This window comes from Streptomyces sp. NPDC041191 (assembly GCF_055591945.1).
In genome coordinates this window covers 53711-79310 of sequence record NZ_JBVIZC010000010.1, presented here as the reverse complement: position 1 = coordinate 79310, position 25600 = coordinate 53711, and the positions used below count along the sequence as shown (strand labels likewise).

Genomic DNA, 25600 nt, shown 5'->3' with positions numbered 1-25600 from the left:
AGGGCCGTCCCCCGCGCGGGGGACGGCCCTCCTTTCCGTACGGGTGCCGCTACTCGGCCTTGATGGCGGCGAGCACGTTCAGCCGGGCCGCGCTGCGGGCCGGCCACAGGGAGGCGAGGACGCCGACCAGGGCGGCCAGGGCCAGGAAGATCCCGATCCGGTCCCAGGGCAGGACCAGCGCGTAGCCCGGCAGGCTGTTCCTGAAGGTCTCGCCGATGGCCCAGCCGAGGAACGAGCCGAGCCCGATGCCGACGACCGCGCCGAAGACCGAGATGACCACGGCCTCCAGACGGACCATCCGCTTCACCCGGCGCCGGTCGAGACCGATCGCCCGCAGCATGCCGATCTCCTGCTTGCGCTCGAAGACGGACATCGCGAGGGTGTTGACGACGCCGAGGACGGCGATCACCAGGGCCATGCCGAGCAGGCCGTACATGATGTTCAGCATCATGTTGATCGGGCCGCCGAAGGCGTCGCGGACGTCCTTGTGGTCCATCACCGTGATCGCCGGGTTGTCGCCCATGGCCTTCGCCAGGGCCCGCTCGTTGGCGGCGCTCGCGCCGCCGGAGGCGGAGACGAAGATCTCGCGGATCCGCGCCTCCTCGTCGTGCGCGGCGAGCAGCGCGTGGTCGGCCAGGACCGGCGAGAGGAACTGGTTCTCCTCGTAGATCGCGCCGACGGTCAGCCGGCCCTTGCGCTTGTCGAGGAAGTCGACCGGGACGGTGTCACCGACCTTCAGGTGCCGCTTCGCGGCGGTCTCCTCCTCGACGGCGATCGTGTCGCCGCCGAGGGAGGACAGCGACCCCTTCACGACGTCCAGCCTGAGGAGCTTCCCGATCGCGTCCGGGGTGACGCCGGAGACCGGGACGTACTCGCCCTTCAGCTCGAAGGCGCCCGCCTCCTGCGGGGAGACCGCGAGGGCGCCGGGAGCCTTCTCCAGGGCGGTCAGCGCCTCCTCGCTCAGGGGGTCGCCGCCGGCCATGACGACCAGGTAGTCGGCCTTGAGGTCGTCCGTGGTCATCTTGTCGAGGGCCGCGCCGACGGTGGCGCCGAGCACGGACAGGCCGGTGACGAGGGTCAGGCCGATGGCGAGCGCGGAGGCGGTGGCGCCGGTGCGGCGCGGGTTGCGGACCGCGTTCAGGCCCGCGAGCTTGCCGGAGACCGCGAAGAGCTTCACGAAGACCGGGCGGATCACGGCGATCACCGGCCGGGACAGGAACGGGATCAGCACGATGACGCCGATGAGGGTGAGGAACGCGCCGCCCGCGATGAGCATGCGGCCGTCGTCGCCGCCCTGGTTCGCGCCGAACACGATGAGCGCCGCGCCGAGGGCGGTGATCGCCGCGCCGAGGGAGTTCCGCACGACGAGCGACTTGGTGCCGGCGGCGGCGTGGACGCTGCTCATGGCCGCGACCGGCGGGATCTTCGAGGCGCGGCGGCCGGGCAGCCAGGCGGCGAGCATCGTGATGAGGACGCCGACGCCGAAGGCGCTGAGGGCCGGGGTGGCGGTGAGGACCAGTTCGCCGTCCGGGACCTTCATCTCGAAGGAGGCCATGGCCGAGCGGAGCCCGACGGCGAGACCGATGCCGAGGACGTAGCCGACGACCGAGGCGACCAGGCCGACCAGACCGGCCTCGGCGAGGACGGAGCGGGTGATCTGCTTCCGGGAGGCGCCGATCGCCCGCATCAGGGCCAGTTCCCTGGTGCGCTGGGCGACCAGCATGGTGAAGGTGTTGGAGATCAGGAAGACCCCGACGAAGAGCGCGATGCCCGCGAAGCCCAGGAGGACCTGGTTGAGCGCGCCGAGACCGTCCTCGATCTCCTTGGCCTGCTTGGCGGCGAGCGCCTTGCCGGTCTGCGTGGTGGCCGTCTTCGGGAGGACCTCGCGGACCTCGGCGAGCAGCTTGCCGTCGTCGGTGCCGGGAGCGGCGGTGACGGTCATGTCGCGGTAGAAGCCGGGCTTCAGGTAGAGCTTCTGGGCGACGGCGGTGTCGAACAGGACCAGGCTGCCGCCCGCGTTGACGGCGCCGTCCTCGGTGGTGAAGACGCCCGAGAGGACGTACTCCTTCACGGGGCCGTTGGTGGCGACGCGGACGGTGTCGCCGACCTTGTAGCCGCCCTTGTCGGCGGTGTCCCTGTCGAGCGCGACCTGACCCGCCTCGACCGGCCCGGTGCCCGTGGTGAAGTCGTACGCGCGGTCCTTGCCGTCCTTGCCGGGGGCGAAGTTGGTGCCCTTGTTGGACCAGCCGACGCCGATGAGCTTCCCGTCCTTGTCGGGCACGCCGGCGAAGCCGTCGACGCGGGCGGCGACGGAGACGACCCCGCCGAGCCCGGCGACCGCGTCGACGTCGCGCTGGGAGAGGCCGGGGGTCTTCCGGGGGTCTTCGGGGTCCCCGTACATCGTGACGGCCACGGCGACGTCGTCGTAGCTCTTGGCCGACTGGTTGCGGAACGCCTGGGAGAGGGTGTCGGTGAAGACGAGGGTGCCGGAGACGAAGGCCACGCCGAGCATCACGGCGAGCACGGTCATCAGCAGTCTCGCCTTGTGCGCGAGCACGTTGCGCAGGGCGGTACGGAACATGGGTGTGTCCTGAACGAAGGGTGGGACGGACGGAGGTCGGGGCGGAGCGGGCGGGGCGGGGCGGGCCGTACCGGTTCGAGTCCGGTTCCGGCGCCCCCGCGTCAGCTCGTGCGGCCCTTGGCGTCGAACGCCTTCATGCGGTCGAGCACGCCGTCCGCCGTGGGGCTGAGCATCTCGTCCACGATCCGGCCGTCCGCGAGGAAGATCACGCGGTCCGCGTAGGAGGCGGCCACCGGGTCGTGGGTGACCATGACCACGGTCTGTCCCAGCTCCCGCACCGAGTTGCGCAGGAAGCCGAGGACCTCGGCGCCCGAGCGGGAGTCGAGGTTTCCGGTCGGCTCGTCCCCGAAGATGATCTCGGGGCGGGAGGCGAGGGCGCGGGCCACGGCCACGCGCTGCTGCTGGCCGCCGGAGAGCTCGGTCGGGCGGTGGCCGAGGCGGCCGGAGAGGCCGAGCATGTCGATGACCTGCTGGACCCACTGCTTGTCGGCCTTGCGGCCCGCGATGTCCATGGGGAGCGTGATGTTCTCCATGGCCGTCAGGGTGGGCAGGAGGTTGAACGCCTGGAAGATGAAGCCGATCTTGTCCCGGCGCAGCTGGGTGAGGTGCTTGTCCTTCAGGGTGGACAGCTCCGTGTCACCGATCCGCACCGAGCCGGAGGAGAAGGAGTCGAGTCCGGCGACGCAGTGCATGAGCGTCGACTTGCCGGAACCGGAGGGGCCCATGATCGCGGTGAACTCGCCCTGCCGGAAGTCCACGGTGACGTGGTCCAGCGCGACCACCTGGGTCTCGCCCTGGCCGTAGACCTTCGAGAGGTCCGTGGCGCGGGCCGCCACCGCGGTGGCGCGGGGCACGGTGGGGGTGGTGGTCACGAGGAGGACTCCTGTCGTCGCGGGGGTGCTGCGGGAACTCCCTCATCGTGTCGGGCGTTCCGCCTCCGTACGTCCGCCCACGTGCCCGTTCCCGGGGCAGCCTGGAGTCGGACCGGGGGCCGGGAACCTCCTCCTGAGGTATGACCGGCGTCCCTGAGGCCGGCCTCCGCGCGGAGGTGACAGAAAGGCGACGACTTTTCGTCATTCCGTGAGGTGCGGCTTTGCGCCCGCGGCGCTCGTCACGGTTCGGGAAGAACGCCCCCACCTGCACTGACGCACCCTCAGGCGTCAATAAAATAAGACAACATCGGTCTGGCTCTTCCACTGAACGAGGGAAGTGTCCCGATAGGCTCCTGTGCCAACGCGGAGCTTCGCGACGCCCGGATGGTGGAACGCAGACACGGCGAGCTTAAACCTCGCTGGCCTTCGGGCCGTACCGGTTCGAGTCCGGTTCCGGGCACCACCGTGTCCAGGCGGACGCCTGCGGCCCGGCGGGGCTCCTCCGGCCCGGCGGGACCTCCCCGGCCCGCCCGGGAGCCGGGAGGCCGGGGGCGGGCCCCGGCCGCGCCGTCCCGGCGGGCGCTCCCCGCCGGCTCCTCCGCACGGAGCGGGAAGCTCCGGGTGGAACGGGACGTTCCAGGGGTAGGGGACCCCCGTATCGCGGGAAAAAGATCCTCCCCGAGCACTAGAGAGTTTCTTTTGCCTACGCATTACCCTTGACGCATGGCCGCGCCGTGCGGTCTGCCATGGAGGAGTGAGATGAGGAGCAGCAACCCGGTCTTCTCGCGACGGGGGTTCAGCCGCGACAACGGCTACGCGGGCTTCAACGCGCAGCAGCCGCAGGCCGGGGGCCCCGCCGTCGGAACCGACCCGTACGCCACCGGCAACCCGTACGCCGGGGGCGCGGCGAACCCGTACGCGACCAACCCGTACGCCCCGCAGGACACGCAGCTCGGCGCCCCGCAGCAGGCCCGCGGCAACGTGATGACGATCGACGACGTCGTGAGCCGCACGGCCATGACGCTCGGCACGGTCGTGGTCACCGCCGTCCTGTCCTGGCTGCTGCTTCCGGTCGACCCGGCGAACCTGACCAAGTCGTACGGCATCGCCATCGGCGCCGCCCTGGTCGCCCTCGTGCTGTCGCTCGTGCAGTCCTTCAAGCGCAAGCCGTCACCCGCGCTCATCCTGAGCTACGCCGCCTTCGAGGGCGTCTTCCTCGGCGTGATCTCGGCCGCCGTCTCGACGTACATCGCCGACGGCGTCGTCACCCAGGCGGTCCTGGGCACCATGGCGGTCTTCGCCGGCGTGCTCGTGGCCTACAAGATGGGCTGGATCCGCGTCAACCGGCGCTTCTACGGCTTCGTGATGGCCGCCGCGATGGGCTTCATGCTCCTCATGGCCGTCAACCTGCTGTTCTCCGTCTTCGGCGGCGGCGACGGCCTCGGCTTCCGCAGCGGCGGCCTCGGCATCCTCTTCGGCGTCATCGGCATCATCCTGGGCGCCTGCTTCCTCGCCCTCGACTTCAAGCAGGTCGAGGACGGCGTGACCTACGGCGCGCCGCGCGAGGAGGCGTGGCTGGCCGCCTTCGGCCTCACCATGACGCTGGTGTGGATCTACCTGGAGATGCTGCGTCTGCTGTCGATCCTCCAGGGCGACGACTGACGCTCCCCGTCCCCGGCGCCCTCGGCGCCTTCGGGGTGAGGGCCCGTCCGGCTTCGTGCCGGGCGGGCCCTTCCGCGTTCCTGGCGTCCGTTGGCGGGGGCCCCGGCGCGGCGCGTAGGGTCGCGGGGTGCGTGATACGAGTGATCTGACCACCGCCGTGGCGCGGTTCGCCGACCGGCTGCGGGCCGCCCCGCACAGCCGCCTCCAGCGGGGCGCGGCGGCCGAGGGGCTGGCCCTCGCCCGGGAGCTCGCGGTGCGCGCGCAGCGCGCCGAGGACCCGGACCGGGAGCCGAGGACCATGCCGGACGCCGGGGTCTTCGCGGTGGCCGACCAACTGGTGGTGGCCGGCAACGACCTGGCCGAAGCACTGCGAACGGCCCCGGCCGGCTCCCGCGAGGGGGAACTGGACGAGGCCGTGGGGCTCGTACGGGAGGCGGCCGGGCGCTCGGGACTCTGAGCCGCCCGCTCCGGGGCTCCGGCGGCTCCCCGGGTAGGGGGCTGCCGGTAGCCCGGGTGGCTACAGCGAGGCGATCACGCGGTCCGCGAGGATGTAGACGTTCTCCTCGTCCATGTCGCCGTACGAGAAGGTCAGGGCGAAGGCGCCGGACACGCCCGAACCGCCCAGCAGGACGGGGGTGCGGCCCGCGCGCAGGGCCTCGGCCAGGCGCTCCGCCGTCTCCCGGTGCCCCGGGGTCATGCAGAGCGTGGTGCCGTCCGCGAAGACGTACACGTCCAGGGTGCCGAGGGGACCCGGACGCACGTCGGTCAGCGCCGTGCGGGTGTCGGCCAGCTCCTCCAGGCGGGACACCGTCCGCTCGTGATCGGTGACGACCGGGGTCTGCACCGGTACGAAGTCCGGGTGCGAGGGGTGCCGGCGACGGGCCGCGGCCAGCTCCGGAGAGTCCTCCGGGAACTCCTCCAGCGGGTCCGGCACGCCGTCGAGCGCCTCCGCCTCCGCCTCCATCGCCTCCAGGGCCATCGCCTCCAGGCCCACGAAGTCGGTCTGGCGCGGCACGTAGAAGGCGCCGTCCTCGACCGGGCCGCCGAGCAGGGACGGGGCGTCGGCCGCGTCCCGGGCCTCCTGCGCGGCCCAGAAGGCCCGCGCCTCGGCCAGCTCGCGCTCGCGCTCCTCGGCCAGGGCCTCGGTGACCGCGGCCCGTATCTCGGCGGCGGGCGTGGCCCGTGCCGCGGGCACCGTGGCGCCGCGCCCGGCCGCCAGCTCGCTCCGCAGGGCGGTGATCTGCTTGCGGAGACCGTGGACGGCGTGCAGGGCGGCAGCGCCCACGGCCGTGGCGGCGGCCGTGGTCAGCAGCAGGGCAAGAGGCATGGCGCTCACTGACGTACTCCCGTTTCCGAGTCGATCCCCCGACTTCCTACCTCAGCTTGTCGCGGGGTGGCGCACGCTGTCAGTGCATTACGTCACGAATTGGACAGGTATTTCTCCCTGGCTTTTGGTCCCGAAACCGCCCTGACCTGGGAAAACGAACTCCCCCGGGATGTAGGTCACATCCTGGGGGAGATTCGGTCACGACCGGGACGCGGGCGGGGGCCCGGCGGGAGGACTCGGCTCGGCCGCGCGTTCCCGTTCCTCGGACGACCCCCACCCTCCGCTCCGGCTCAGCTCAGCCGCTCGATCACCATCGCCATGCCCTGGCCGCCGCCGACGCACATGGTCTCCAGGCCGAACTGCTTGTCGTGGAACTGGAGGCTGTTGATCAGCGTGCCGGTGATCCGGGCGCCGGTCATGCCGAAGGGGTGGCCGACGGCGATCGCGCCGCCGTTGACGTTCACCTTGTCCAGGTCCAGGCCCAGCTCCTGGTAGGACGGGATCACCTGGGCGGCGAACGCCTCGTTGATCTCGGCCAGGTCGATGTCGTCGATGGTGAGACCGGCGCGCCTCAGGGCCTGCTTCGACGCCTCGACCGGGCCGAGGCCCATGATCTCGGGGGAGAGGCCGGAGACGCCGGTGGAGACGATCCGGGCCAGCGGGGTCAGACCCAGCTCGCGGGCCTTGGTGTCGGACATGATCACCAGGGCGGCGGCGCCGTCGTTGAGCGGGCAGCAGTTGCCGGCCGTGACCAGGCCGTCGGGGCGGAAGACCGGCTTGAGGCCCTCCACGCCCTCCAGGGTGACGCCCGCGCGCGGGCCGTCGTCCGCCGAGACGACCGTGCCGTCCGGCAGCGTCACCGGAGTGATCTCGCGCTCCCAGAAGCCGTTCTTGATGGCCTGCTCGGCGAGGTTCTGCGACCGTACGCCGAACTCGTCCATCTCCCGGCGGCCGATGCCCTTGAGGCGGGCCAGGTTCTCGGCGGTCTGGCCCATCGCGATGTAGGCGTCCGGGACCAGGCCGTCCTCGCGCGGGTCGTGCCAGGTGGAGCCCTCGGAGGCGGCGACCTCGGCGGTGCGGGCCTCGGCCTCGGCGAAGAACGGGTTGTGCGTGTCGGGCAGGGAGTCCGAGTTGCCCTTCGCGAAGCGGGACACCATCTCGACGCCGGCCGAGACGAAGACGTCGCCCTCGCCCGCCTTGATCGCGTGCAGCGCCATCCGGGAGGTCTGGAGCGAGGAGGAGCAGTACCGGGTGATCGTGCAGCCCGGCAGGTGGTCCATGCCCATCTGCACGGCCACGATCCGGCCCAGGTTGTTGCCCTGCTCGCCGCCGGGCAGACCGCAGCCCAGCATCAGGTCGTCGATGTCGCGCGGGTCCAGCTCGGGCACCTTCGCCAGGGCCGCCCGGACGATGGTCGCGGTGAGGTCGTCCGGCCGCAGGTCCTTCAGGGAGCCCTTGAAGGCCCGGCCGATGGGGGAACGGGCGGTCGAGACGATCACGGCTTCGGGCATCACGGCTCCATGGGGTGCGGAGTGGGCGGACTCAAAGGGAAGTTACCCGTACGTACCGCACGGGGTCACCGGCACGGGCGTGTGATGCGGGCCTCTTTTCTAAGCGGTCGCTCAGTCGGTGGGGGTGTCGGGCGAGGGGGAGGCGTCCACGGACGTCTGCGCGTCCCCCGTGACCTTCCCGGTCCCTCCCGCTTCTCCCGCCTCTCCCGCCTCTCCCGTCGCGAGCGGCAGCCGCCGCCTGCGCCGGTGCTTGAGCAGGGCCCAGGGCGCCCGCGCGGCCGTGACCTCGGTGCCGGCCTCCTTCGCCGCCTCGGCCGCCGCCTTCGCCACCGGCAGCACGTTCTCCCGCCGCGCGGGCTCCAGCAGGTCGGCCTCCGGCCACATGCCCAGCACCGCGCAGACCGTGGGCAGGACGGCCATCGCCGCCGTCGCGTATCCCTCGGCCGAGGGGTGGAAGCTGTCCACCGCGAACATCTCGCGCGGGTTCGCCTCGAACTCCGGCCCCAGGAGGTCGCCGAGCGACACCGTCCGCCCGCCCTGCTCCACCACCACGATCGTCTGCGCCGCCGCGAGCTGCCGCGACGCCCGCCGCGCCAGCCAGCGCAGCGGCTGGTAGACCGGCTCGATCGTGCCCAGGTCGGGGCAGGTCCCGACGACCACCTCCGCGCCCGCCGTCCGCAGCCTCCGCACCGCCTCCGCCAGGTACCGCACCGACTCGGTCGGCGGCATCCGGTGCGTCACGTCGTTCGCCCCGATCATGATCACGCACACGTCCGGCGCCCCCAGGGGCTGCGAGAGCAGCAGCGACACCTGCCGCTCCAGGTCGTCCGAGCGCGCTCCCGGCAGGGCCACGTTCCGCAGCACCACCGGCCGCTCCGCCACCGCCGCGAGCCCCGAGGCGAGCAGCGCGCCCGGCGTCTGGCCGGTGCGGCGCACCCCCTGACCCGCCGCCGTGGAATCACCCAGAAGGGCGAGCCGCAACGGCTCCTCCCCGCCGAAGGCCCGGCCGTACAGGCCGTCCGCCGCCGGGGGCAGCGGGGCCGCCCCGCCCCCCACCGTCCGCTTCGCGAGCTGCGCCTCGGCGAGGAGGAGTCCCACCGCCGCGACCCCGAGGAGCCCGATGCCCCCGCCGCCGTACGCCGCACCCGTCGCGATCCGCCGCGCCACCCTCGCCCTCGACATGGGGCCGTCACCTCCTTCGAGCCGTTCGGGCCTCCTGCCCGCCGGGCCTCGGACCGTTCAGGGTCTAACTGCCCCGTAACCCGCTCCGACTACGCATACGCTGGCCACACCATTACGGAGACCCCGGAGATTACGGTGCAATTCCACGACTCGATGATCAGCCTCGTCGGCAACACGCCGCTGGTGAAGCTCAACAACGTCACAGCGGGCATCCAGGCGACCGTCCTGGCCAAGGTCGAGTACTTCAACCCCGGAGGATCGGTCAAGGACCGGATCGCCCTGCGGATGATCGAGGCGGCCGAGCGCAGCGGCGAGCTGAAGCCCGGCGGCACCATCGTCGAGCCCACGTCGGGCAACACCGGCGTCGGCCTGGCGATCGTGGCCCAGCAGAAGGGCTACAAGTGCGTCTTCGTCTGCCCCGACAAGGTGTCCCTCGACAAGATCAACGTGCTGCGGGCGTACGGCGCCGAGGTCGTGGTCTGCCCCACGGCCGTCGACCCGGAGCACCCGGACTCGTACTACAACGTCTCCGACCGGCTCGTCCGGGAGACGCCGGGCGCCTGGAAGCCCGACCAGTACTCCAACCCGAACAACCCGCGCTCGCACTACGAGACCACCGGTCCCGAGCTGTGGGAGCAGACGGAGGGGAAGATCACCCACTTCGTCGCGGGCGTCGGCACCGGCGGCACCATCTCCGGCACCGGCAACTACCTCAAGGAGGTCAGCGGCGGCTCCGTCAAGGTCATCGGCGCCGACCCGGAGGGCTCCGTCTACTCGGGCGGCTCGGGCCGTCCGTACCTGGTCGAGGGCGTCGGCGAGGACTTCTGGCCCACCGCGTACGACCGGAAGGTCACCGACCGGATCGTGGCCGTGTCCGACAAGGACTCGTTCCAGATGACCCGCCGCCTCGCCAAGGAGGAGGGCCTGCTCGTCGGCGGCTCCTGCGGCATGGCCGTGGTCGCGGCCCTGGAGGTCGCCCGCGAGCTGGGCCCCGACGACGTCGTGGTCGTCCTCCTCCCGGACTCCGGGCGCGGCTACATGTCCAAGATCTTCAGCGACGAGTGGATGGCCGACTACGGCTTCCTGGAGGACACCTCCTCCGCGAACGTCGCCGACGTCCTGCGCCACAAGGAGGGCGGCCTGCCCTCCCTCGTCCACATGCACCCGGACGAGACCGTCGGGCAGGCCATCGAGGTGCTGCGCGAGTACGGCGTCTCCCAGATGCCGATCGTGAAGCCCGGCGCCGGCCACCCCGACGTCATGGCCGCCGAGGTCGTCGGCTCGGTCGTCGAGCGCGAACTGCTCGACGCCCTCTTCACGCAGCGCGCCTCCCTGGAGGACCCGCTGGAGCGGCACATGAGCGCGCCGCTGCCGCAGGTCGGCTCCGGCGAGCCCGTCGCGGACCTCATGGCCGTCCTGGGCGAGTCCGCCGACGCGGCGATCGTCCTGGTCGAGGGCAAGCCGACCGGCGTCGTCAGCCGCCAGGACCTGCTGGCCTTCCTGGCGGGCGGCGGCGCGAAGTAGTCCGCGGCGGGGGCGCGGCGCACCGGTCGTGGCGCCGTTCGCGCGATCGGTACGCGCACGACACGTGCGCGCAGCACCCGCTTAACATGCCTCTGGCACGTTGTTCCTTGTCGGCGTCACGGACTTCCGGAGCGGCTCCCGGGCCTCCGAAGACGCCGCCGGACGCGGAGACCGGCCCGACCCGGGCCCGTGTCCCCGCGGGGACCGCCGTCGTCCCGCCCCCCGGTCACGGGGGTGCGGCGGTCCCCGCGTCAGGCTCCTCGGAAGGGCCCCCGCTCTCGCGGGGGCCCTTTCCCGTGCGGCGGCGCGGCCGTACGGTGGGCGCCGGCCGGTCCCGGGCGCGCGGTCCGGGTACGGAGACCCGCGGGGCCGCCGGGGCGTCCTCCCGGGTTCGTGCATATCCTTATGCAGAGTGGTGTGCGCGTGAATAGGTGAAAGGGGAGGGCGGCGTGAGCGACAGCCCGGCCGGTCGGCTCCAGGCCCTCTTCGAGGGGCACCGGCTGACGCCGACCCAGCGGCGGATCGCGCACTGCATGGTGCGGCGCGCCGGTGACGTGGCGTTCCTGTCCAGCGTGGAGCTGGCCGAACTCGCCGGGGTCAGCCAGCCCTCCGTCACCCGCTTCGCCGTCGCCCTCGGCTTCGACGGGTACCCGGCGCTCCGCCGCCACCTGCGCGAGGTGACGCCCTCCGGTGCCGGCGAGGACGGGGGCGAGGTGTTCAACGAGTACCAGCAGGCCGTCCTCGCCGAGATCGAGAACCTCAGGCACCTCGCCGGGCTGCTCGCGGACCCCGGGCCGGCCGAGCGGGCCGGCCGGCTCCTCGCCCGCTCCCGCCCGCTGCCCGTGCTCGGGCTGCGGGCCGCCTCCTCGCAGGCGCGGGGCTTCGCCTACTTCGCCGCCAAGGTGCACCCCGACGTACGGCTCCTCGACGAGGGCGGCTCGATGCTCACGGACCGCGTGGACGCGGCCGTACGGGCCGGGGCCACGGCCCTGCTCTGCTTCGCCCTGCCCCGGCACCCCCGCGAGACCGTCGAGGCCCTGGCGTACGCGCGGACGGCCGGGCTCACGGTCGTGACCGTCGCCGACTCGGCGTTCGCGCCCGTCGCCGCCCACAGCGACCTGCTGATCCCGGCCGCCGTGGGCACCGGGCTCGCCTTCGACACCGCCTGTGCGCCCATGATGCTCGGCCGGGTCCTCCTGGAGGCCATGGCCGACGAACTCCCCGACGCGCAGGCGCGCCTGGAGGAGTTCGACGCGAAGGCGGCGGCGCGGGGCCTGTTCGTCGAGTAGGCCGGGGCCGGCGTGCCGGGCGGCGCGGCCCGGCTCCGTCAGACCTCCAGTTCGGCCTCGATCTTCTTCAGCTGGTGGCGGGCCATCGCCAGGTTGGCCCGGCTCTTGTCCAGGGCCAGGTAGAGGAAGAGGCCGTTGGCGTTGCGCCCCTTGAGCAGCCGGATCAGGTGGTAGTGGGTGCCGAGCGTGATCAGGATGTCCTCGATCTCGTCGTTGAGCCCCAGCATCTCCATCGCCCGGACCTTGGCGCGGACGACGTCGGTGTTGCCGGCCGCGGCCACGTTCAGGTCGAGTTCCTTGCCGCCGCCGATCGTGCCGAGCGCCATGCCGCTGGTGTAGTCGACGAGGGCCGCGCCGATCGCGCCGTCGATGGAGGCCGCTTCCTTGAGGGAGGTCTCGGTGTTCGCCATGGTGTCGTACTTCTTTCTTACTCGGGTTGCGGCCTTCTCGGGTGAGGGCCTTCTCGGGTCACGGACTTCTGGGTCGCGGGCTTCTCGGTCGCCGGCTTCCGGGGGACGGGCTTCCGGAGCCGTGGAGCAGGGGCTTCCGGGTTCACGGGCTCCCGGGGCCGCGGACGTCCCGGGTCGGGAGCCCCCCGGAGTACGGGGCCCTCTCCGGGTACGGGGGCGGGAGCTGTCCGAGGCGGGGCGGCTCCCTGCGCTCCAGCGCGCCGTCGACCAGCTCCCCTATCCGGACGCTGGACCGGCGGGCCTCCAGGTGGAGCCGCCCCACGTTGATCCGGGGCCCCGCGAGCAGCGTCAGGACGACCGAGTCGCCCGCCGCGTACGTCGCCACGTAGCCGTTCTCGCCGCGTACGAGCAGTTCGCGGAAGCGGCCCTGTCCCGTGGCGTCGGTCAGCCGCCGGCCGACGCCGAGCGCCGCCGCCGTCAGCGCGGCCACGCTCCCCGCCTCGCCGTCCACGGTGTCGTGGGCCAGGACGAGGCCGTCGGCGCTGGCGGCCAGGGCTCCGGTGAGCTGGGGCAGCCGCGCCCGGAGCCGTCTCAGCTCGCCCAGGACCTCGGCTTCTGCCGTCATGAGCTGTCTCCTCTCGGCGCGCATGCGCAGGGCACGCCTCATCACAGGTGTGCCTCCAGGGCGTCACGGAGCCGGCGCAGCAGGGCGATGTCGGGGTGGGACACCGGCGGGACCGGCGGGAAGGACGGCGACCGTGGTGCGGGGACGGATTCCGGATCGGGGGCGAGCGGGGTCTCGACCAGCCCGGCGGCGGCGAGCCGCCGCACGTCGAGAAGGGTGTGGAAGGCGGGGCGGCCGAGCAGCCGGGCCAGCTCCGCCGGGGTCCGCTCCCCGTCGGCCAGCGCGAGCAGCGCGCGCTGGCGCGCTCCCACGGTCTGGCCCGGGGCGGCGGGGCGGGGGACGACCGGGGCGGTGTCCACGGCGGCGTACGGCCAGACGGCGTCGAGGAGTTCGCGGCGGCGCACCGTCTCGCGCTCCACCGCCTCGGCCGAGACCGGCCGCACCGTCCCGAACCAGTGGCCCACCCCGTACCGGAAGCGGGTCGGCCCGCCGGTGGGGGAGAGGGCGAAGAAGGCCGCGTCGAAGACGGCGCCGAGGTGGCATATCTCCAGCTCGCCGTCCTGGAGCCGGCCGCTGTCCACGAGGAAGCGGCCCACCGCGCGGTGGGCGCCGGCCCGGTCGACGGCCTCGTCCCAGTTCTCCCGGGGCAGCCGGCCGCCGGTGGTGAGGAGGACGTCGACGCCGGGGGCGGCGGGACTCTCGGCGTGCACCACCCGGCCGTCGACCAGGTAGAGCGTGCCGTGGTCGCGGAGCAGGGCGCCGGTGGCCTTCTCGGCGGCGAGCCGGACCAGCATCGGGGAGACGGGGGTGGCGACGGCGCTCATCCGAGGACCAGCCTCTCGGCGATGTCGCGGAGCCGCATGCGGGCGAGGGCGAGGTTGCCGGTGTCGCGGTCGAGCCAGAGGTGGAGGAAGACGCTGCTGTCGAAGGAGGTCTCCACGAAGCGGAGGACGTGGTAGCCGGCCCGGGTGGTGACGATCAGGTCCTCGACGGGCGGGCCCCCGGCGCCGGGACCGTCGTCCGCCGTCGTGAACGTGTCGAACTCCGCTGCCGAGCGGGCGAGTTCGGCGGTCTCGGCGGCCGTCGTCTCGTGGTCCCCGACCGGCGAGTCCCCCGCCGTCCCCAGAGCGAGCCCGCTGGTCCAGTCGACCAGGGAGGCGCCCCGAGCGCCCGGCAGGGTCATGGCCTCCGTCAGGCACTCGTCGATTCCGGGCACGCGGATTCCCCTCCCGATGCGGTGTGCGAACGTACGGCAGTGACGGTGACGCTACTGAACGTTCCCGTCCGGAGGGGGAGTTCTGGCATTTTCCATCGGAACATGCCATGGAGTGGCGAGAATTCGTCTGCCGTCCTCCGTCCCGTTCGGCCCGCCGCCCGCCGCCCGTCCCGTTCCGTCGGCGGGCCGGTCCCGCGTCCGCCGCCCGGCCGGCGGCGTGCCCGTACCCGCCCGGTCACCCCACCAGCGCGTCCGCCAGGTCCCCGCCCGATTCGGCCACGATCCCGTCGGTGGTCTGGGCCCTCCGTACGGTCGCGAACGCCACCGTCCCGTCACCGGCCACCGTGAAGCCGTGGACCGCGGGCCGGGGCAGGCTGTTGTACGCGTAGTGGTGGGCGAAGCAGTACGCGCCGGTGTCCGGAACCGCCACCACGTCCCCGGGACGGAGCGGCGGCAGCGCGCGGCCGGTGGCGATCAGGTCCCCGGCGAAGCAGGCGGGGCCCGCCACGTCCTGGACGGTGGTCTCCCCGGTGCGCGGCCGGCCCCCGGAGTCGTACGCGAGGACGCGCAGCGGCCAGGAGGCGGGGGCGTAGACCGTCCGGGTGACGAGCTGTACGCCCGCGTGGGTGACGGCGATCGGGCGGCCCCCGGAGGTCTTGGTGTACTCCACCTGGGTCAGGACCGTGCCGTGCTTGGCGAGCAGCGAACGGCCGAACTCGGTGACCAGGCGGTAGCGGCCGTCGAAGAGGCCGGGGACGGTGGCGGCGAGCAGCCGGGCGTACTCCGCGTACGTCGGCGTCTCCTCGTCGGAGGCGAAGTTCACCGGCAGGCCGCCGCCGATGTCGAGGGTGTCGATCCGCCGCCCGCCCGCCGCCCGGTTGATCTCCTCGGCGAGCGCGTACGCCTCCCCGACGCCCCGTGCCATCAGGGCGAGCGGGACGCCCTGGGAGCCGGTGTGGACGTGCAGGCGGGTCAGCCAGGGGCGGTCGAGGAAGGCCCGCACGACGGCCTCGCGGGCGCCCTCGTCGCGGAGCGCCACGCCGAACTTGGAGGTGGCGGTCGCGGTGGAGAGCGCGTCGATGGAACCGGCGCCGACCTGCGGGTTCACCCGGAGTCCGAGGGGCGGGAGCGGCGCGGTGGCGGCGGCGGCGAGCGCGTCGAGCCGGGCCAGCTCCTGGAAGTTGTCGGCGTTGACCGCGATCCCGAGCGCGAGGGCCCCGCGCAGCTCCTCCGGCGTCTTGGCGGGGGAGTCGAGCACGGTCCTGCCGGGCGGGACCCCGGCGGCGCGGGCGAGGGCCAGCTCGCCGGGGCTCGCCGCCTCGGCGCCGATCCCGGCCTCGTGCAGCAGGCGCAGGACGGGGACGAGCGGGGCGGCCTTCACGGCGAAGGCGTGCAGCACGGGGGCGTCGGTGACGGCGGCGAAAGCGCTGGTCAGGGCGGCGGCGGAGGCGCGGATGCCGGCCGTGTCGAGGAGGGCGACGACCGGTTCGGCGGGGGAGAGGAGACCCTGTTCGACGGCGGCGCGGACGGCGGGATCGCGACGGGAGGAGGCCATGCGTTCCATCGTCGCCCCTCCGGTGCGGGAGCGGGAGGGGGCAGGAGCGGAAGGGGCGGCGTGCCCCCGTCCGCCGCCCCACCCTGTTGACTACAACTATTCATGACGCCAGGATGTGAATATCTGAACGACATTCGAGGAGGCACCGCCATGTCAGGACCCCGCCCCGTACGGGCCCCGCGCGGTACGGAACTGAGCGCCCTGGGATGGCAGCAGGAGGCCGCCCTCCGGATGCTCCAGAACAACCTCGACCCCGAGGTCGCCGAGCACCCCGACAAGCTCGTCGTCTACGGCGGCACCGGCAAGGCCGCCCGCGACTGGCGCTCCTTCGACGCCATGGTCCGCACCCTGCGCACCCTCAAGCAGGACGAGACGATGCTCGTCCAGTCCGGCCGCCCGGTCGGCGTCATGCAGACCCACGAGTGGGCCCCGCGCGTCCTCATCGCCAACTCCAACCTGGTCGGCGACTGGGCGAACTGGGAGGAGTTCCGGCGCCTGGAGCAGCTCGGCCTCACCATGTACGGCCAGATGACCGCCGGTTCCTGGATCTACATCGGCACCCAGGGCATCCTCCAGGGCACGTACGAGACCTTCGCCGCCGTCGCCGCCAAGAAGTTCGGCGGCACCCTCGCCGGGACCATCACCCTGACCGCCGGGCTCGGCGGCATGGGCGGCGCCCAGCCGCTCGCCGTGACGATGAACGACGGCGTCGCGATCTGCGTCGACGTCGACCCGCGCGCCATCGAGCGCCGCATCGAGCACCGCTACCTGGACGTCAGGGCCGACGACCCGGCCCACGCCCTCCGGCTCGCCACCGAGGCCCGCGACGCCCGCCGCCCGCTGTCCATCGGCCTCCTCGGCAACGCCGCCGAGCTGCTCCCGCAGCTGCTCGCCGAGGGCGCGCCCATCGACATCGTGACGGACCAGACCTCCGCCCACGACCCGCTCTCCTACCTGCCCGTGGGCATCGCCTTCGAGGACATGGCCGACGCGGCGGCGAAGGACCCGGCCGGGTTCACCACCCGCGCCCGCGAGTCGATGGCCCGGCACGTCGAGGCCATGGTCGGCTTCATGGACGCGGGCGCCGAGGTCTTCGACTACGGCAACTCGATCCGGGGCGAGGCCCGGCTGGCCGGCTACGACCGCGCCTTCGCCTTCCCGGGCTTCGTCCCGGCGTACATCCGCCCGCTGTTCTGCGAGGGCAAGGGCCCGTTCCGCTGGGCCGCGCTGTCCGGCGAGGCGTCGGACATCCACAAGACGGACAAGGCGATCCTCGACCTCTTCCCCGAGAACGAGTCCCTGCACCGCTGGATCAGGATGGCCGGCGAGCGGGTCCACTTCCAGGGCCTGCCCGCCCGCATCTGCTGGCTCGGCCAGGGCGAGCGCGACAAGGCGGGCGACATGTTCAACGACATGGTCGCCGACGGCACCCTCGCCGCGCCCCTCGCGATCGGCCGCGACCACCTGGACTGCGGCTCGGTGGCCTCCCCGTACCGCGAGACCGAGGCCATGCTCGACGGCTCCGACGCCATCGCGGACTGGCCGCTGCTCAACGCCATGGTCAACGTCGCCTCCGGCGCCTCCTGGGTCTCCCTCCACCACGGCGGCGGCGTCGGCATGGGCCGTTCGATCCACGCGGGCCAGGTCACGGTCGCCGACGGCACCCCGCTGGCGGGCGAGAAGATCCGCCGCGTGCTCACCAACGACCCGGGCATGGGCGTCATCCGCCACGTCGACGCGGGCTACGACGTCGCGGAGCGGGTCGCGGACGAGAAGGGCGTCCGCGTCCCCATGCGCGAGGGTTCCGACGCGTCCGGCTCCGGGGAAGGCTCCGCGTGAGCGACAGCTTCCACGCCATGTGGCGGTCGCTGCGGCCCCTCGGCCGCAGCGCCGCCTCCGGCGGCTACCGCCGCTACGCCTGGACGGACGCCGACGCCGACTGCCGCCTCTGGTTCCGGATGCAGGCCGAGGCCCGCCGCCTGGACGTCGAGACCGACCGCAACGGCAACCAGTGGGCCTGGCTCGGCGACCCGACGGCAGGCGACGCCGTCGTCACCGGCTCCCACCTGGACTCCGTCCCCGACGGCGGCGCCTTCGACGGCCCCCTCGGCGTCGTCTCCTCCTTCGCCGCCCTCGACGAACTGCGCTCCCGCGGCGTCTCGTTCAAGCGCCCCCTCGCCATCGTCAACTTCGGCGACGAGGAGGGCGCCCGCTTCGGCCTCGCCTGCGTCGGCTCCCGCCTCACCGCAGGACGGCTGACGAAGGAGCAGGCGCACGCACTGCGCGACGCCGACGGGATCAGCCTCCCGCGGGCCATGGAGGCCGCCGGGTACGACCCCGACGCCATCGGCCCCGACCCGGAGCGGCTCGCCCGCGTGGGCGCCTTCGTGGAACTGCACGTCGAGCAGGGCCGGGCCCTGGACCTGTCCGGCGACGCCGTCGGCATCGCCTCCGCCATCTGGCCGCACGGCCGCTGGCGGTACGACTTCGCCGGCGAGGCCAACCACGCCGGCACCACCCGGCTCGTGGACCGCCGCGACCCGATGCTCACCTACGCCGAGACCGTCCTCGCCGCCCGCCGCGAGGCCGAACTCGCGGGCGCCGTCGCCACCTTCGGCAAGGTCGCGGTCGAGCCGAACGGCGTCAACGCCATCCCCTCCCTGGTCCGGGGCTGGCTCGACGCGCGCGCCGCCGACCAGGACTCCCTGGACGCGGTGGTCAGGGGCGTCGAGACGGCGGCCCGCGACCACGCCGACCGGCACGGCATCGACCTCACGGTCGTCCGCGAGTCCTTCACCCCCGTCGTGGACTTCTCGCACGCCCTGCGCGACGAACTGTCCCGCATCCTGGGCGACCCGGCCTCCGGCACCACGGGCACCTCGGGCAAGGTGCCGGTCCTCGGCACCGGAGCGGGCCACGACGCGGGTATTTTGTCCGAATCGATCCCGACCGCCATGCTGTTCGTACGGAATCCCACCGGCGTCTCCCACTCCCCGGCCGAGTTCGCGGCCGAGGACGACTGCCTGGCCGGGGTCCGCGCACTCGCCGACGTACTGGAGGAGCTGGCGTGCCGCTGACGACGACGTACTGGCTGGAACACGCCTGGCTCGACCCGTACGTCGAGCCGGGCGTGGCCCTGGACGTGGCGGACGGCCGGATCACGGCGGTCCGGACGGACGCGGCGACGCCCCCGCCGGGCGCCGAGGTCCTGCGCGGCCTGACGGTCCCGGGCCTGGCCAACGCCCACTCGCACGCCTTCCACCGCGCCCTGCGCGGCACCGTCCAGGTCGGCTCCGGGACCTTCTGGACCTGGCGCGAGACCATGTACAAGATCGCCCAGCGCCTCACCCCCGACAGCTACTTCGCGCTCGCCCGCGCGGTGTACGCGGAGATGGCGCTCGCCGGCATCACCTCCGTCGGCGAGTTCCACTACCTCCACCACGCCCCCGGCGGCACCCCGTACGCCGACCCCAACGCCATGGGCGAGGCCCTGATCGCCGCCGCCGCGGAGGCGGGCGTCCGCATCACCCTCCTCGACACCGCGTACCTCTCCTCCGGCTTCGGCGCCGCCCCCGAGCACCACCAGCTCCGCTTCACCGACGGCACCGCCGACGCCTGGGCCGAGCGGGCGTCGGCGCTCAGGGAACGGGACGGCGTCCGGATCGGGGCGGCGATCCACTCCGTCCGGGCCGTCCCGGCGGACCAGCTCGCCACCGTGGCCGACTGGGCCCGGCGGCGGGAGGCCCCCCTCCACGTCCACCTCTCGGAGCAGACCGCCGAGAACGACGCCTGCCTCGCGGCCCACGGCCTCACCCCCACCGGACTCCTGGCCGAACACGGCGTGCTGGGCCCCCGGACCACCGGCGTCCACAACACCCACCTCACGGACGGGGACATCGGCCTCATCGGCTCCTCGTCCACCGGCACCTGCATGTGCCCGACGACCGAACGCGACCTCGCGGACGGCATCGGCCCGGCCACCGCCCTCCAGAAGGCCGGCTCCCCCCTCTCCCTGGGCAGCGACAGCCACGCGGTCGTCGACCTCCTCGAAGAGGCACGGGCCATGGAGCTGAACGAGCGCCTGCGCACCCACGTCCGGGGCCACTGGACCGCCGCCGCGCTCCTGCGCGCCGCCACCGCCGGCGGTCACGCGGCCCTGGGCTGGGACGAGGCGGGCGCTCTGGAGACGGGCGCCCTCGCCGACTTCACGACGATCGCCCTGGACTCCGTCAGGACAGCGGGACCGGTGCCGCGTCTGGCAGCCGAGACGGCGGTATTCGCAGCGTCGGCAGCGGACGTGCGCCACACGGTCGTGGGCGGCCGCCACGTCGTACGGGACGGGGCCCACCGGTCCGTGCCGGACGTGCCGCGGGCCCTCGCCGACTCGATCGCCGTCCTGCGCGGCTGAAGGAGACACCCCCCACCATGAACACCGGCCCCGAGACGAGGAACAGTGCGGCGGCGACCTCCGCCCCCACGAGCGCGAACAGCGCGGTGGCGACGCCCGCCACCGCCATCGTCAACATCGCCAGCCTGGTCACGAACGATCCCTCCCTCGGGTGGGGGTCCCCCCGCTCGAGCAAGTTCGAGAGCGGGGGAGGAAGTCCTCTGGGCCTGATCCGGGACGCGGCCGTCGTCATCGAGGGCGACCGCGTCGTCTGGACCGGTGAGACCAGCAAAGCACCCGCCACTGACAACCGGGTCGACGCCGGCGGCCGGGCCGTGATCCCCGGCTTCGTCGACTCCCACTCACACCTCGTCTTCGCGGGCGACCGCACGGCCGAGTTCAACGCCCGCATGTCGGGGCAGCCGTACGGGGCGGGCGGCATCCGCACGACGGTCGCGGCGACGCGCGCGGCGTCCGACGCCGACCTGGAGCGCAACCTGACGCGCCACCTCCACGAGGCCCTGCGCCAGGGCACGACCACCTTCGAGACCAAGTCCGGCTACGGCCTGACGGTCGGGGACGAGGCCCGGGCGCTGCGCATCGCCGCCGCGCACACCGACGAGGTCACCTACCTCGGCGCGCACGTCGTCCCCCCGGAACACGCCGACGACCCGGCGGCGTACGTGGACCTCGTGACGGGCGAGATGCTGGACGCCTGCGCCCCGTACGCCCGCTGGATCGACGTCTTCTGCGAGGAGGGCGCCTTCGACGGCGACCAGGCCCGCGCGATCCTCACCGCCGGGAGGGCGAAGGGCCTCCACCCCCGCGTCCACGCCAACCAGCTCACGTACGGCCCCGGGGTCCGGCTTGCGGTGGAGCTGGACGCGGCGAGCGCGGACCACTGCACCCACCTGACGGACGCGGACGTGGACGCCCTGGCGTCGGGCAACACGGTCGCCACCCTCCTCCCGGGGGCGGAATTCTCCACCCGCGCCGCGTGGCCGGACGCCCGCCGCCTCCTGGACGCGGGCGTCACGGTGGCCCTCTCCACGGACTGCAACCCGGGCTCCTCCTACACCTCCTCCGTCCCCTTCTGCGTCGCCCTGGCGGTGCGGGACATGGGCATGACCCCCGACGAGGCGGTGTGGTCGGCCACCGCGGGCGGCGCGGCGGCCCTCCGCCGCACGGACGTCGGCCGCCTGGCCCCCGGCGCCCGCGCGGACCTGACGCTCCTGGACGCCCCGTCCCACGTCCACCTGGCCTACCGGCCGGGGGTGCCGCTGGTGGCGGGGGTGTGGCGGAGGGGCGAGCGGGTGGTCTGAGGGAAGGAGTCCCGCCGGCCGGCGGCGGCTCCTCTCAGGCGCGGTGGCCGAGCACGTTGACGACCCGGCCGTCGGGGTCCCGCACGAAGAAGCGCCGGACGCCCCACTCCTCGTCCGTCAGCGGGTGCACGACCTCCGCGCCCGCCGCCCGCACCGCCGCGTACACCGCGTCCACGTCCTCCACCTCCACGCTCAGGTCGGGGGAGACGGGAGCGGTCGGGTCCTCGCCCATCAGGCCGACCTGGGCGGCGGGGACGGCCGGCGAGGCGAGGGTCGCGATCCAGCCGTGGTCCATGACCTGCTCGAAGCCGAGGAGTCCGTAGAACTCCCGGTTCTCGCCGGGGGACCCGGTCCGCAGGTTGGGGACGACGCGACGCACGCTCATCGGGGGCTCCTCGGCACGGGAACGTTCGGCGGAACTCGTGGACCACCTGGATCTCCCCCACGATATGCGCGGGGAACCCCTCCGGCTCCTCGGCCGGGCCCCACGGTTCGGGGACCGTCCGCCCGTCCCTCCCGGGGCCGGTCACGGAAAGACCGGGTATCCCTGTCTCCGGGCGTTGCGGACCGGTACCGTCCTGTCCTGGCAGTACTCAGGGGGTTGGACCGGGGGGTCGGCAGGGTGAGTGCCTTTCGTGTGCGAATCGCGCGGCCGGGGGAGCTGGGCGCGCGCGAGATCGAGGCGTGGCGGGCGTTACGGGCCGGGTCCGGCGCGCCCGGGAACCCCTTCATGGAACCGGAGTTCGCCCTCGCCGTCGCCCGGGTGCGGCCCCGTTCCCGCGTCGCCGTCTGGTGGGAGGGGGACGAACCGGTCGGCTTCTTCCCCTACGAGAAGGGCCCGTTGGGGAGGGGGCGCGCCCTCGGGTACGGCGTCTCCGACAGCCAGGGGGCCGTCCTCCGGCCCGGCCTGCGACCCGACGCCCGCGCCCTGCTGCGCCACTGCGGCCTCGCCTCCTGGGAGTTCGACAACCTGGAGGCCGGCCAGCCGGTCTTCGGGCCCGCCGCCGCCGAGTCCTTCGCCTCCCCCGTGATCGACGTCCGCGAGGGGTACGCCGCCTACGAGGCGCTGTTGCGCGTCCGGTCGCCCACGTTCCTCCGGACCACCCTCGCCAAGGAGCGGCGGCTCGCCCGCCGGACCGACGGCGGGACGCGGTTCGTGTTCGACGAACGCGACCCGGCGGCCCTGCGCACCCTCATGGAGTGGAAGTCCGCCCAGTACCGCAGGACCGGCCGCCGCGACCGCTTCGCCCAGGAGTGGATCACCACCCTCGTCCGCCGCCTCCACGAGCGGCGCACGCCCGGCTGCTCCGGCGTCCTCTCCGTCCTGTACGCGGGGGAACGGCCGGTCGCCGCGCACTTCGGGCTGCGGTCCGCGACCGTGCTGTCCTGCTGGTTCCCGTCGTACGACCCCGAGTTCGCGAAGTACTCGCCCGGCCTCGTCCTGCACCTGCGGATGGCCGAGGCGGCGGCGGAGGCCGGGATCGGGACGCTCGACCTGGGGCGCGGCGACGCCGAGTACAAGGACGCCCTGAAGACGGGGGAGCTGACGGTGTACGAGGGGGCCGTCCTCGTCCCCGGCGCGCGGGCCGCCCTGCACTGGCTGGGGCGCGAACCCGCCCGGCGCGTCCACGGCTTCGTCCGCGACCGGCCCGCCCTCGCGGCCCGCGCACGCGCCGCGCTCAACGGGGCCGCCCGGCTGCGGGGCGGACGGTGACCGCGCCCGGAGGACCCGCCTCCCCGCAGCCGGACGGCCCCGCTCCGCACGCCCCCGGTCCGGCGCGCTCCCGCCCCCGCGTCCCCGGGGGACCGCCCCCCCGCCCGTACGCTTCCGCCCCGTCCCGCCCCCGTCCGTCCGGCCCTCGCCCGCGCGTCCTCCGGGAGCCTCCCCGTTGAACCGTTCCGTCCCCCGTCCCCTCTCCGTCGCCGAGATCGACCTCGCCGCACCCGAAGGGCCCGTCCTGTCGTTCCGGCCCGCGCCCGGCGGGCCGCCGGTCGTGCCCGGGAACGTCTACGCGCTCGTACGGCTCCGGGGGCGGCCCGCCGCCACCGTCGTCGGGACCGTCGCGGACGGCGAGGACCCCGCCGGCGTGCTGGCCGCCCTCGCCCGCGAACGGCTCGCCCGGCGGGTCCCTCTCTCCGACGCCGAACGGCTCGCCGGGACGGGGCCGGGGACGGAGGCCGGGAGGGGGCCGGAGGCCGGAGCGGGGCCGGGGGCCGGAGCGGGGCCGGGGGCCGGAGCGGAGCCGGGGGCCGGTACGGGCGAAGGGCCCGTCCCGCCCCGCGCCTCCGTCGTCGTCGCCACCCGCGAGCGCCCCGCGCGGCTCGCCCGCGCCCTCGACTCGCTCCTCGCCCAGGACCACCCCGGCTTCGAACTGGTCGTCGTCGACAACGCGCCCCGGACCACGGCCACGTACGACCTCGTGACCCGGGAGTACGCCGGCCGCGTCCGGTACGTCCGCGAGGACGCCCCCGGGCTCGCCGCCGCCCACAACACCGGCCTCGCCGCCTCCCGGAGCGGGATCGTCGCCTTCACCGACGACGACGTGATCGCCGACCCGCGCTGGCTGACCGCGCTCACCGGCCCCTTCGCCGCCGACCCCGGCCTCGGCTGCGTCACCGGCCTGATCCTGCCCGCCCGGCTCGCCACCCCCGCCCAGGTCCTCCTCGAATCGCACGGCGGGTTCGCCAAGGGCTTCGCCCCGCGCCTGTACGACCCGGCCCGGCCGCCCGCCGACGAGCCGCTGTTCCCGTTCACCGCCGGCGGCTTCGGATCCGGCGCCAACATGGCCTTCCGCGCCGAGGCCCTGCGCCGCGCCGGGGGCTTCGACCCCGCCACCGGCACCGGGACCGCCGCGAGGGGCGGCGACGACCTGTACGCCTTCGTCGCCGTCCTCTCCGCCGGCTTCCGCCTCCGCTACACCGCCGAGGCCCTCGTCTGGCACCACCACCGCGACACCTGGCAGGACCTGCGGAACCAGGCGTACGGCTACGGCGCGGGCCTCACCGCGTACCTCACCGCGACCCTGGTCCACCGGCCCCGCCTGCTGCCCGCGCTCCTCGCCCGCCTCCCGCGCGGCCTCGCGCACGCCCGCGCCGTGACCGCCCGGCGGGGAGGGGCCGGGGGCGGCGTCCCCGGCGAGCACGGCACCCACCACCCCTGGCCCCGAAGCCTCTCCCGACTGGAGCGACGCGGCATGCTCTACGGCCCGATCGGATACGCCACGGCCCGGCTGCGGAAGGCGGGTCCGCGATGACGCGCGCCACCGGCGGCCTCCGTGCCCTCCTGCCCGGCGGTCCCCCCGTCCCCGTCCACGCCCGGATACCCGTCCTCCTGTACCACGCCGTCATGGAGGACCCGCCGGACTGGATCGCCGAATTCACCGTCTCCCCGGCGGAGTTCGCCTCCCAGCTCGACGCGGTCGTCGCCTGCGGCCGTACCGCCGTCACCGCCGGCGCCCTCGCCCGCCACCTCGCCCACGGCACCCCGCTGCCGCCCCGGCCCGTCGTCCTCACCTTCGACGACGGCTTCGCCGACCTCGCCGGGCCCACGGCCGAGGCGCTCGCCGCGCGGGGCCTGCCCGCCACCGCCTACCTGACCACGGGCGCCCTCGTCCCGGGCCGCCCCTGCCTGCTGCCGCCCGCGCCGATGATGACCCTCGACCGGGCGCCGCGCCTGGAGGAGTACGGGATGGAGGTCGGCGGCCACACCGTCACCCACCCGCAGCTCGACACCCTCGCGCCGGGCGCCCTGCGGCGCGAACTGCGCGACTCGAAGGCGGAGCTGGAGGACGTCCTCGGGCACGAGGTGGCGCACCTCGCCTATCCGCACGGCTACAACAGCCCGGCCGTCCGGCGGGCCGCCGCGGCGGCCGGGTACGCCTCGGCGGTCGCCGTGCGGCACGCGCTGAGCTCCGGGAGCGACGAGGTCTACCGCGTCGCCCGGCTCATCGTGCGCCGCACCCACACCGCCGCCGACGTGGAGCGGTGGATGGAGGGGCGGGGCGCGAGGACCGCTCCGTACCCGGACTCGCCGGCCACGTTCGGCTGGCGCGTGTACCGCCGGGGCCGGGCCCTGGTGAAGGGACCCGAGTTCGCCGGCTGAGCCACGGAGCCGGCGGGGACCAGCGATTCCCTTGC

At 74.0% G+C, this 25600-nt stretch carries 22 protein-coding genes and 1 tRNA gene; 12 read left to right on the top strand and 11 right to left on the bottom strand.

Features of this window, described 5'->3' with window-relative positions; all coding sequences use genetic code 11:
- Positions 1-49: 49 nt before the first annotated feature.
- Both ACZ6AQ_RS20600 and ACZ6AQ_RS20595 read right to left on the bottom strand, forming a co-directional pair.
- Entirely contained in the window at positions 50-2581 is a 2532-nt protein-coding gene (locus ACZ6AQ_RS20600) for an ABC transporter permease (RefSeq protein ID WP_468761118.1), read from the bottom strand.
- Between the two features lie 101 nt (positions 2582-2682).
- On the bottom strand, positions 2683-3453 hold the full coding sequence (locus ACZ6AQ_RS20595; RefSeq protein ID WP_468761116.1) for an ABC transporter ATP-binding protein: 771 nt from the start codon (positions 3451-3453) through the stop codon (positions 2683-2685).
- A 378-nt stretch (positions 3454-3831) separates the two neighbouring features.
- Here ACZ6AQ_RS20595 and ACZ6AQ_RS20590 point away from each other — a divergent pair.
- The 3 genes from ACZ6AQ_RS20590 to ACZ6AQ_RS20580 all read left to right on the top strand — a co-directional run bounded on the left by ACZ6AQ_RS20590 (position 3832) and on the right by ACZ6AQ_RS20580 (position 5572).
- Positions 3832-3916, top strand: a tRNA-Leu gene (locus ACZ6AQ_RS20590).
- A gap of 296 nt (positions 3917-4212) precedes the next feature.
- On the top strand, positions 4213-5115 hold the full coding sequence (locus tag ACZ6AQ_RS20585; protein WP_468761115.1) for a Bax inhibitor-1/YccA family protein: 903 nt from the start codon (positions 4213-4215) through the stop codon (positions 5113-5115).
- Positions 5116-5242: 127 nt separating this feature from the next.
- Complete coding sequence (locus tag ACZ6AQ_RS20580) at positions 5243-5572, top strand: hypothetical protein (protein WP_468761113.1); 330 nt, start codon at positions 5243-5245, stop codon at positions 5570-5572.
- Between the two features lie 60 nt (positions 5573-5632).
- On the opposite strand, the gene ACZ6AQ_RS20575 is transcribed toward ACZ6AQ_RS20580, so the two are convergent.
- From ACZ6AQ_RS20575 to ACZ6AQ_RS20565, 3 genes are all read right to left on the bottom strand, one after another.
- Complete coding sequence (locus ACZ6AQ_RS20575) at positions 5633-6442, bottom strand: hypothetical protein (RefSeq protein ID WP_468761498.1); 810 nt, start codon at positions 6440-6442, stop codon at positions 5633-5635.
- A 290-nt stretch (positions 6443-6732) separates the two neighbouring features.
- Entirely contained in the window at positions 6733-7953 is a 1221-nt protein-coding gene (locus tag ACZ6AQ_RS20570) for an acetyl-CoA C-acetyltransferase (protein WP_468761111.1), read from the bottom strand.
- 111 nt (positions 7954-8064) lie between these two features.
- Positions 8065-9135 (bottom strand): SGNH/GDSL hydrolase family protein, encoded by a 1071-nt coding sequence (locus ACZ6AQ_RS20565; RefSeq protein ID WP_468761110.1) that lies wholly within the window; start codon positions 9133-9135, stop codon positions 8065-8067.
- Between the two features lie 135 nt (positions 9136-9270).
- Between ACZ6AQ_RS20565 and ACZ6AQ_RS20560 the strand changes: the two genes are divergently transcribed.
- Entirely contained in the window at positions 9271-10659 is a 1389-nt protein-coding gene (locus tag ACZ6AQ_RS20560; protein ID WP_468761108.1) for a cystathionine beta-synthase, read from the top strand.
- A gap of 449 nt (positions 10660-11108) precedes the next feature.
- Positions 11109-11948, top strand: coding sequence for a MurR/RpiR family transcriptional regulator (locus ACZ6AQ_RS20555; protein WP_388692780.1), 840 nt, complete (start codon positions 11109-11111; stop codon positions 11946-11948).
- A gap of 38 nt (positions 11949-11986) precedes the next feature.
- Here the strand turns inward: ACZ6AQ_RS20555 and ACZ6AQ_RS20550 are convergent, their stop codons facing one another.
- The 5 genes from ACZ6AQ_RS20550 to ACZ6AQ_RS20530 all read right to left on the bottom strand — a co-directional run bounded on the left by ACZ6AQ_RS20550 (position 11987) and on the right by ACZ6AQ_RS20530 (position 15763).
- Positions 11987-12358: a hypothetical protein gene (locus ACZ6AQ_RS20550; protein ID WP_468761106.1), complete on the bottom strand. Its 372-nt coding sequence runs from the start codon at positions 12356-12358 to the stop codon at positions 11987-11989.
- A 142-nt stretch (positions 12359-12500) separates the two neighbouring features.
- On the bottom strand, positions 12501-13025 hold the full coding sequence (locus tag ACZ6AQ_RS20545) for a roadblock/LC7 domain-containing protein (protein ID WP_468761104.1): 525 nt from the start codon (positions 13023-13025) through the stop codon (positions 12501-12503).
- The gene (locus ACZ6AQ_RS20540) at positions 13025-13807 is read right to left on the bottom strand and encodes a transcriptional regulator (protein WP_388692784.1); all 783 of its coding nucleotides are present in this window, start codon (positions 13805-13807) and stop codon (positions 13025-13027) included. The genes ACZ6AQ_RS20545 and ACZ6AQ_RS20540 overlap by 1 nt, the downstream gene beginning before the upstream one ends.
- Positions 13804-14199 (bottom strand): roadblock/LC7 domain-containing protein, encoded by a 396-nt coding sequence (locus tag ACZ6AQ_RS20535; RefSeq protein WP_388692786.1) that lies wholly within the window; start codon positions 14197-14199, stop codon positions 13804-13806. The genes ACZ6AQ_RS20540 and ACZ6AQ_RS20535 overlap by 4 nt, the downstream gene beginning before the upstream one ends.
- Before the next feature lie 235 nt (positions 14200-14434).
- Positions 14435-15763, bottom strand: a complete 1329-nt coding sequence (locus ACZ6AQ_RS20530; RefSeq protein WP_468761102.1) for a type III PLP-dependent enzyme domain-containing protein — start codon at positions 15761-15763, stop codon at positions 14435-14437.
- Between the two features lie 141 nt (positions 15764-15904).
- On the opposite strand from ACZ6AQ_RS20530, the gene hutU reads away from it, so the two are divergent.
- From hutU to hutI, 4 genes are read left to right on the top strand one after another with little or no spacing between them, the layout of a single operon-like run.
- Positions 15905-17593: a urocanate hydratase gene (gene hutU / locus ACZ6AQ_RS20525; RefSeq protein ID WP_468761100.1), complete on the top strand. Its 1689-nt coding sequence runs from the start codon at positions 15905-15907 to the stop codon at positions 17591-17593.
- A gap of 17 nt (positions 17594-17610) precedes the next feature.
- A complete protein-coding gene (locus ACZ6AQ_RS20520; RefSeq protein WP_468761496.1) occupies positions 17611-18831 on the top strand; it encodes an allantoate amidohydrolase in 1221 nt (406 codons plus the stop codon).
- Positions 18822-20162: a formimidoylglutamate deiminase gene (locus tag ACZ6AQ_RS20515; RefSeq protein WP_468761098.1), complete on the top strand. Its 1341-nt coding sequence runs from the start codon at positions 18822-18824 to the stop codon at positions 20160-20162. The genes ACZ6AQ_RS20520 and ACZ6AQ_RS20515 overlap by 10 nt, the downstream gene beginning before the upstream one ends.
- Positions 20163-20179: 17 nt before the next feature.
- On the top strand, positions 20180-21463 hold the full coding sequence (gene hutI, locus ACZ6AQ_RS20510) for an imidazolonepropionase (protein WP_468761095.1): 1284 nt from the start codon (positions 20180-20182) through the stop codon (positions 21461-21463).
- A gap of 34 nt (positions 21464-21497) precedes the next feature.
- On the opposite strand, the gene ACZ6AQ_RS20505 is transcribed toward hutI, so the two are convergent.
- On the bottom strand, positions 21498-21848 hold the full coding sequence (locus tag ACZ6AQ_RS20505; RefSeq protein ID WP_468761094.1) for a VOC family protein: 351 nt from the start codon (positions 21846-21848) through the stop codon (positions 21498-21500).
- A gap of 252 nt (positions 21849-22100) precedes the next feature.
- On the opposite strand from ACZ6AQ_RS20505, the gene ACZ6AQ_RS20500 reads away from it, so the two are divergent.
- The 3 genes from ACZ6AQ_RS20500 to ACZ6AQ_RS20490 all read left to right on the top strand — a co-directional run bounded on the left by ACZ6AQ_RS20500 (position 22101) and on the right by ACZ6AQ_RS20490 (position 25565).
- Positions 22101-23177 carry a GNAT family N-acetyltransferase gene (locus ACZ6AQ_RS20500; protein WP_468761092.1) on the top strand — a complete coding sequence of 359 codons (1077 nt, stop codon included), beginning with the start codon at positions 22101-22103 and terminating at the stop codon, positions 23175-23177.
- Positions 23178-23352: 175 nt separating this feature from the next.
- Positions 23353-24717, top strand: coding sequence for a glycosyltransferase family 2 protein (locus ACZ6AQ_RS20495; protein WP_468761090.1), 1365 nt, complete (start codon positions 23353-23355; stop codon positions 24715-24717).
- A 92-nt stretch (positions 24718-24809) separates the two neighbouring features.
- Positions 24810-25565, top strand: a complete 756-nt coding sequence (locus ACZ6AQ_RS20490; protein WP_468761494.1) for a polysaccharide deacetylase family protein — start codon at positions 24810-24812, stop codon at positions 25563-25565.
- Positions 25566-25600 lie beyond the last annotated feature (35 nt).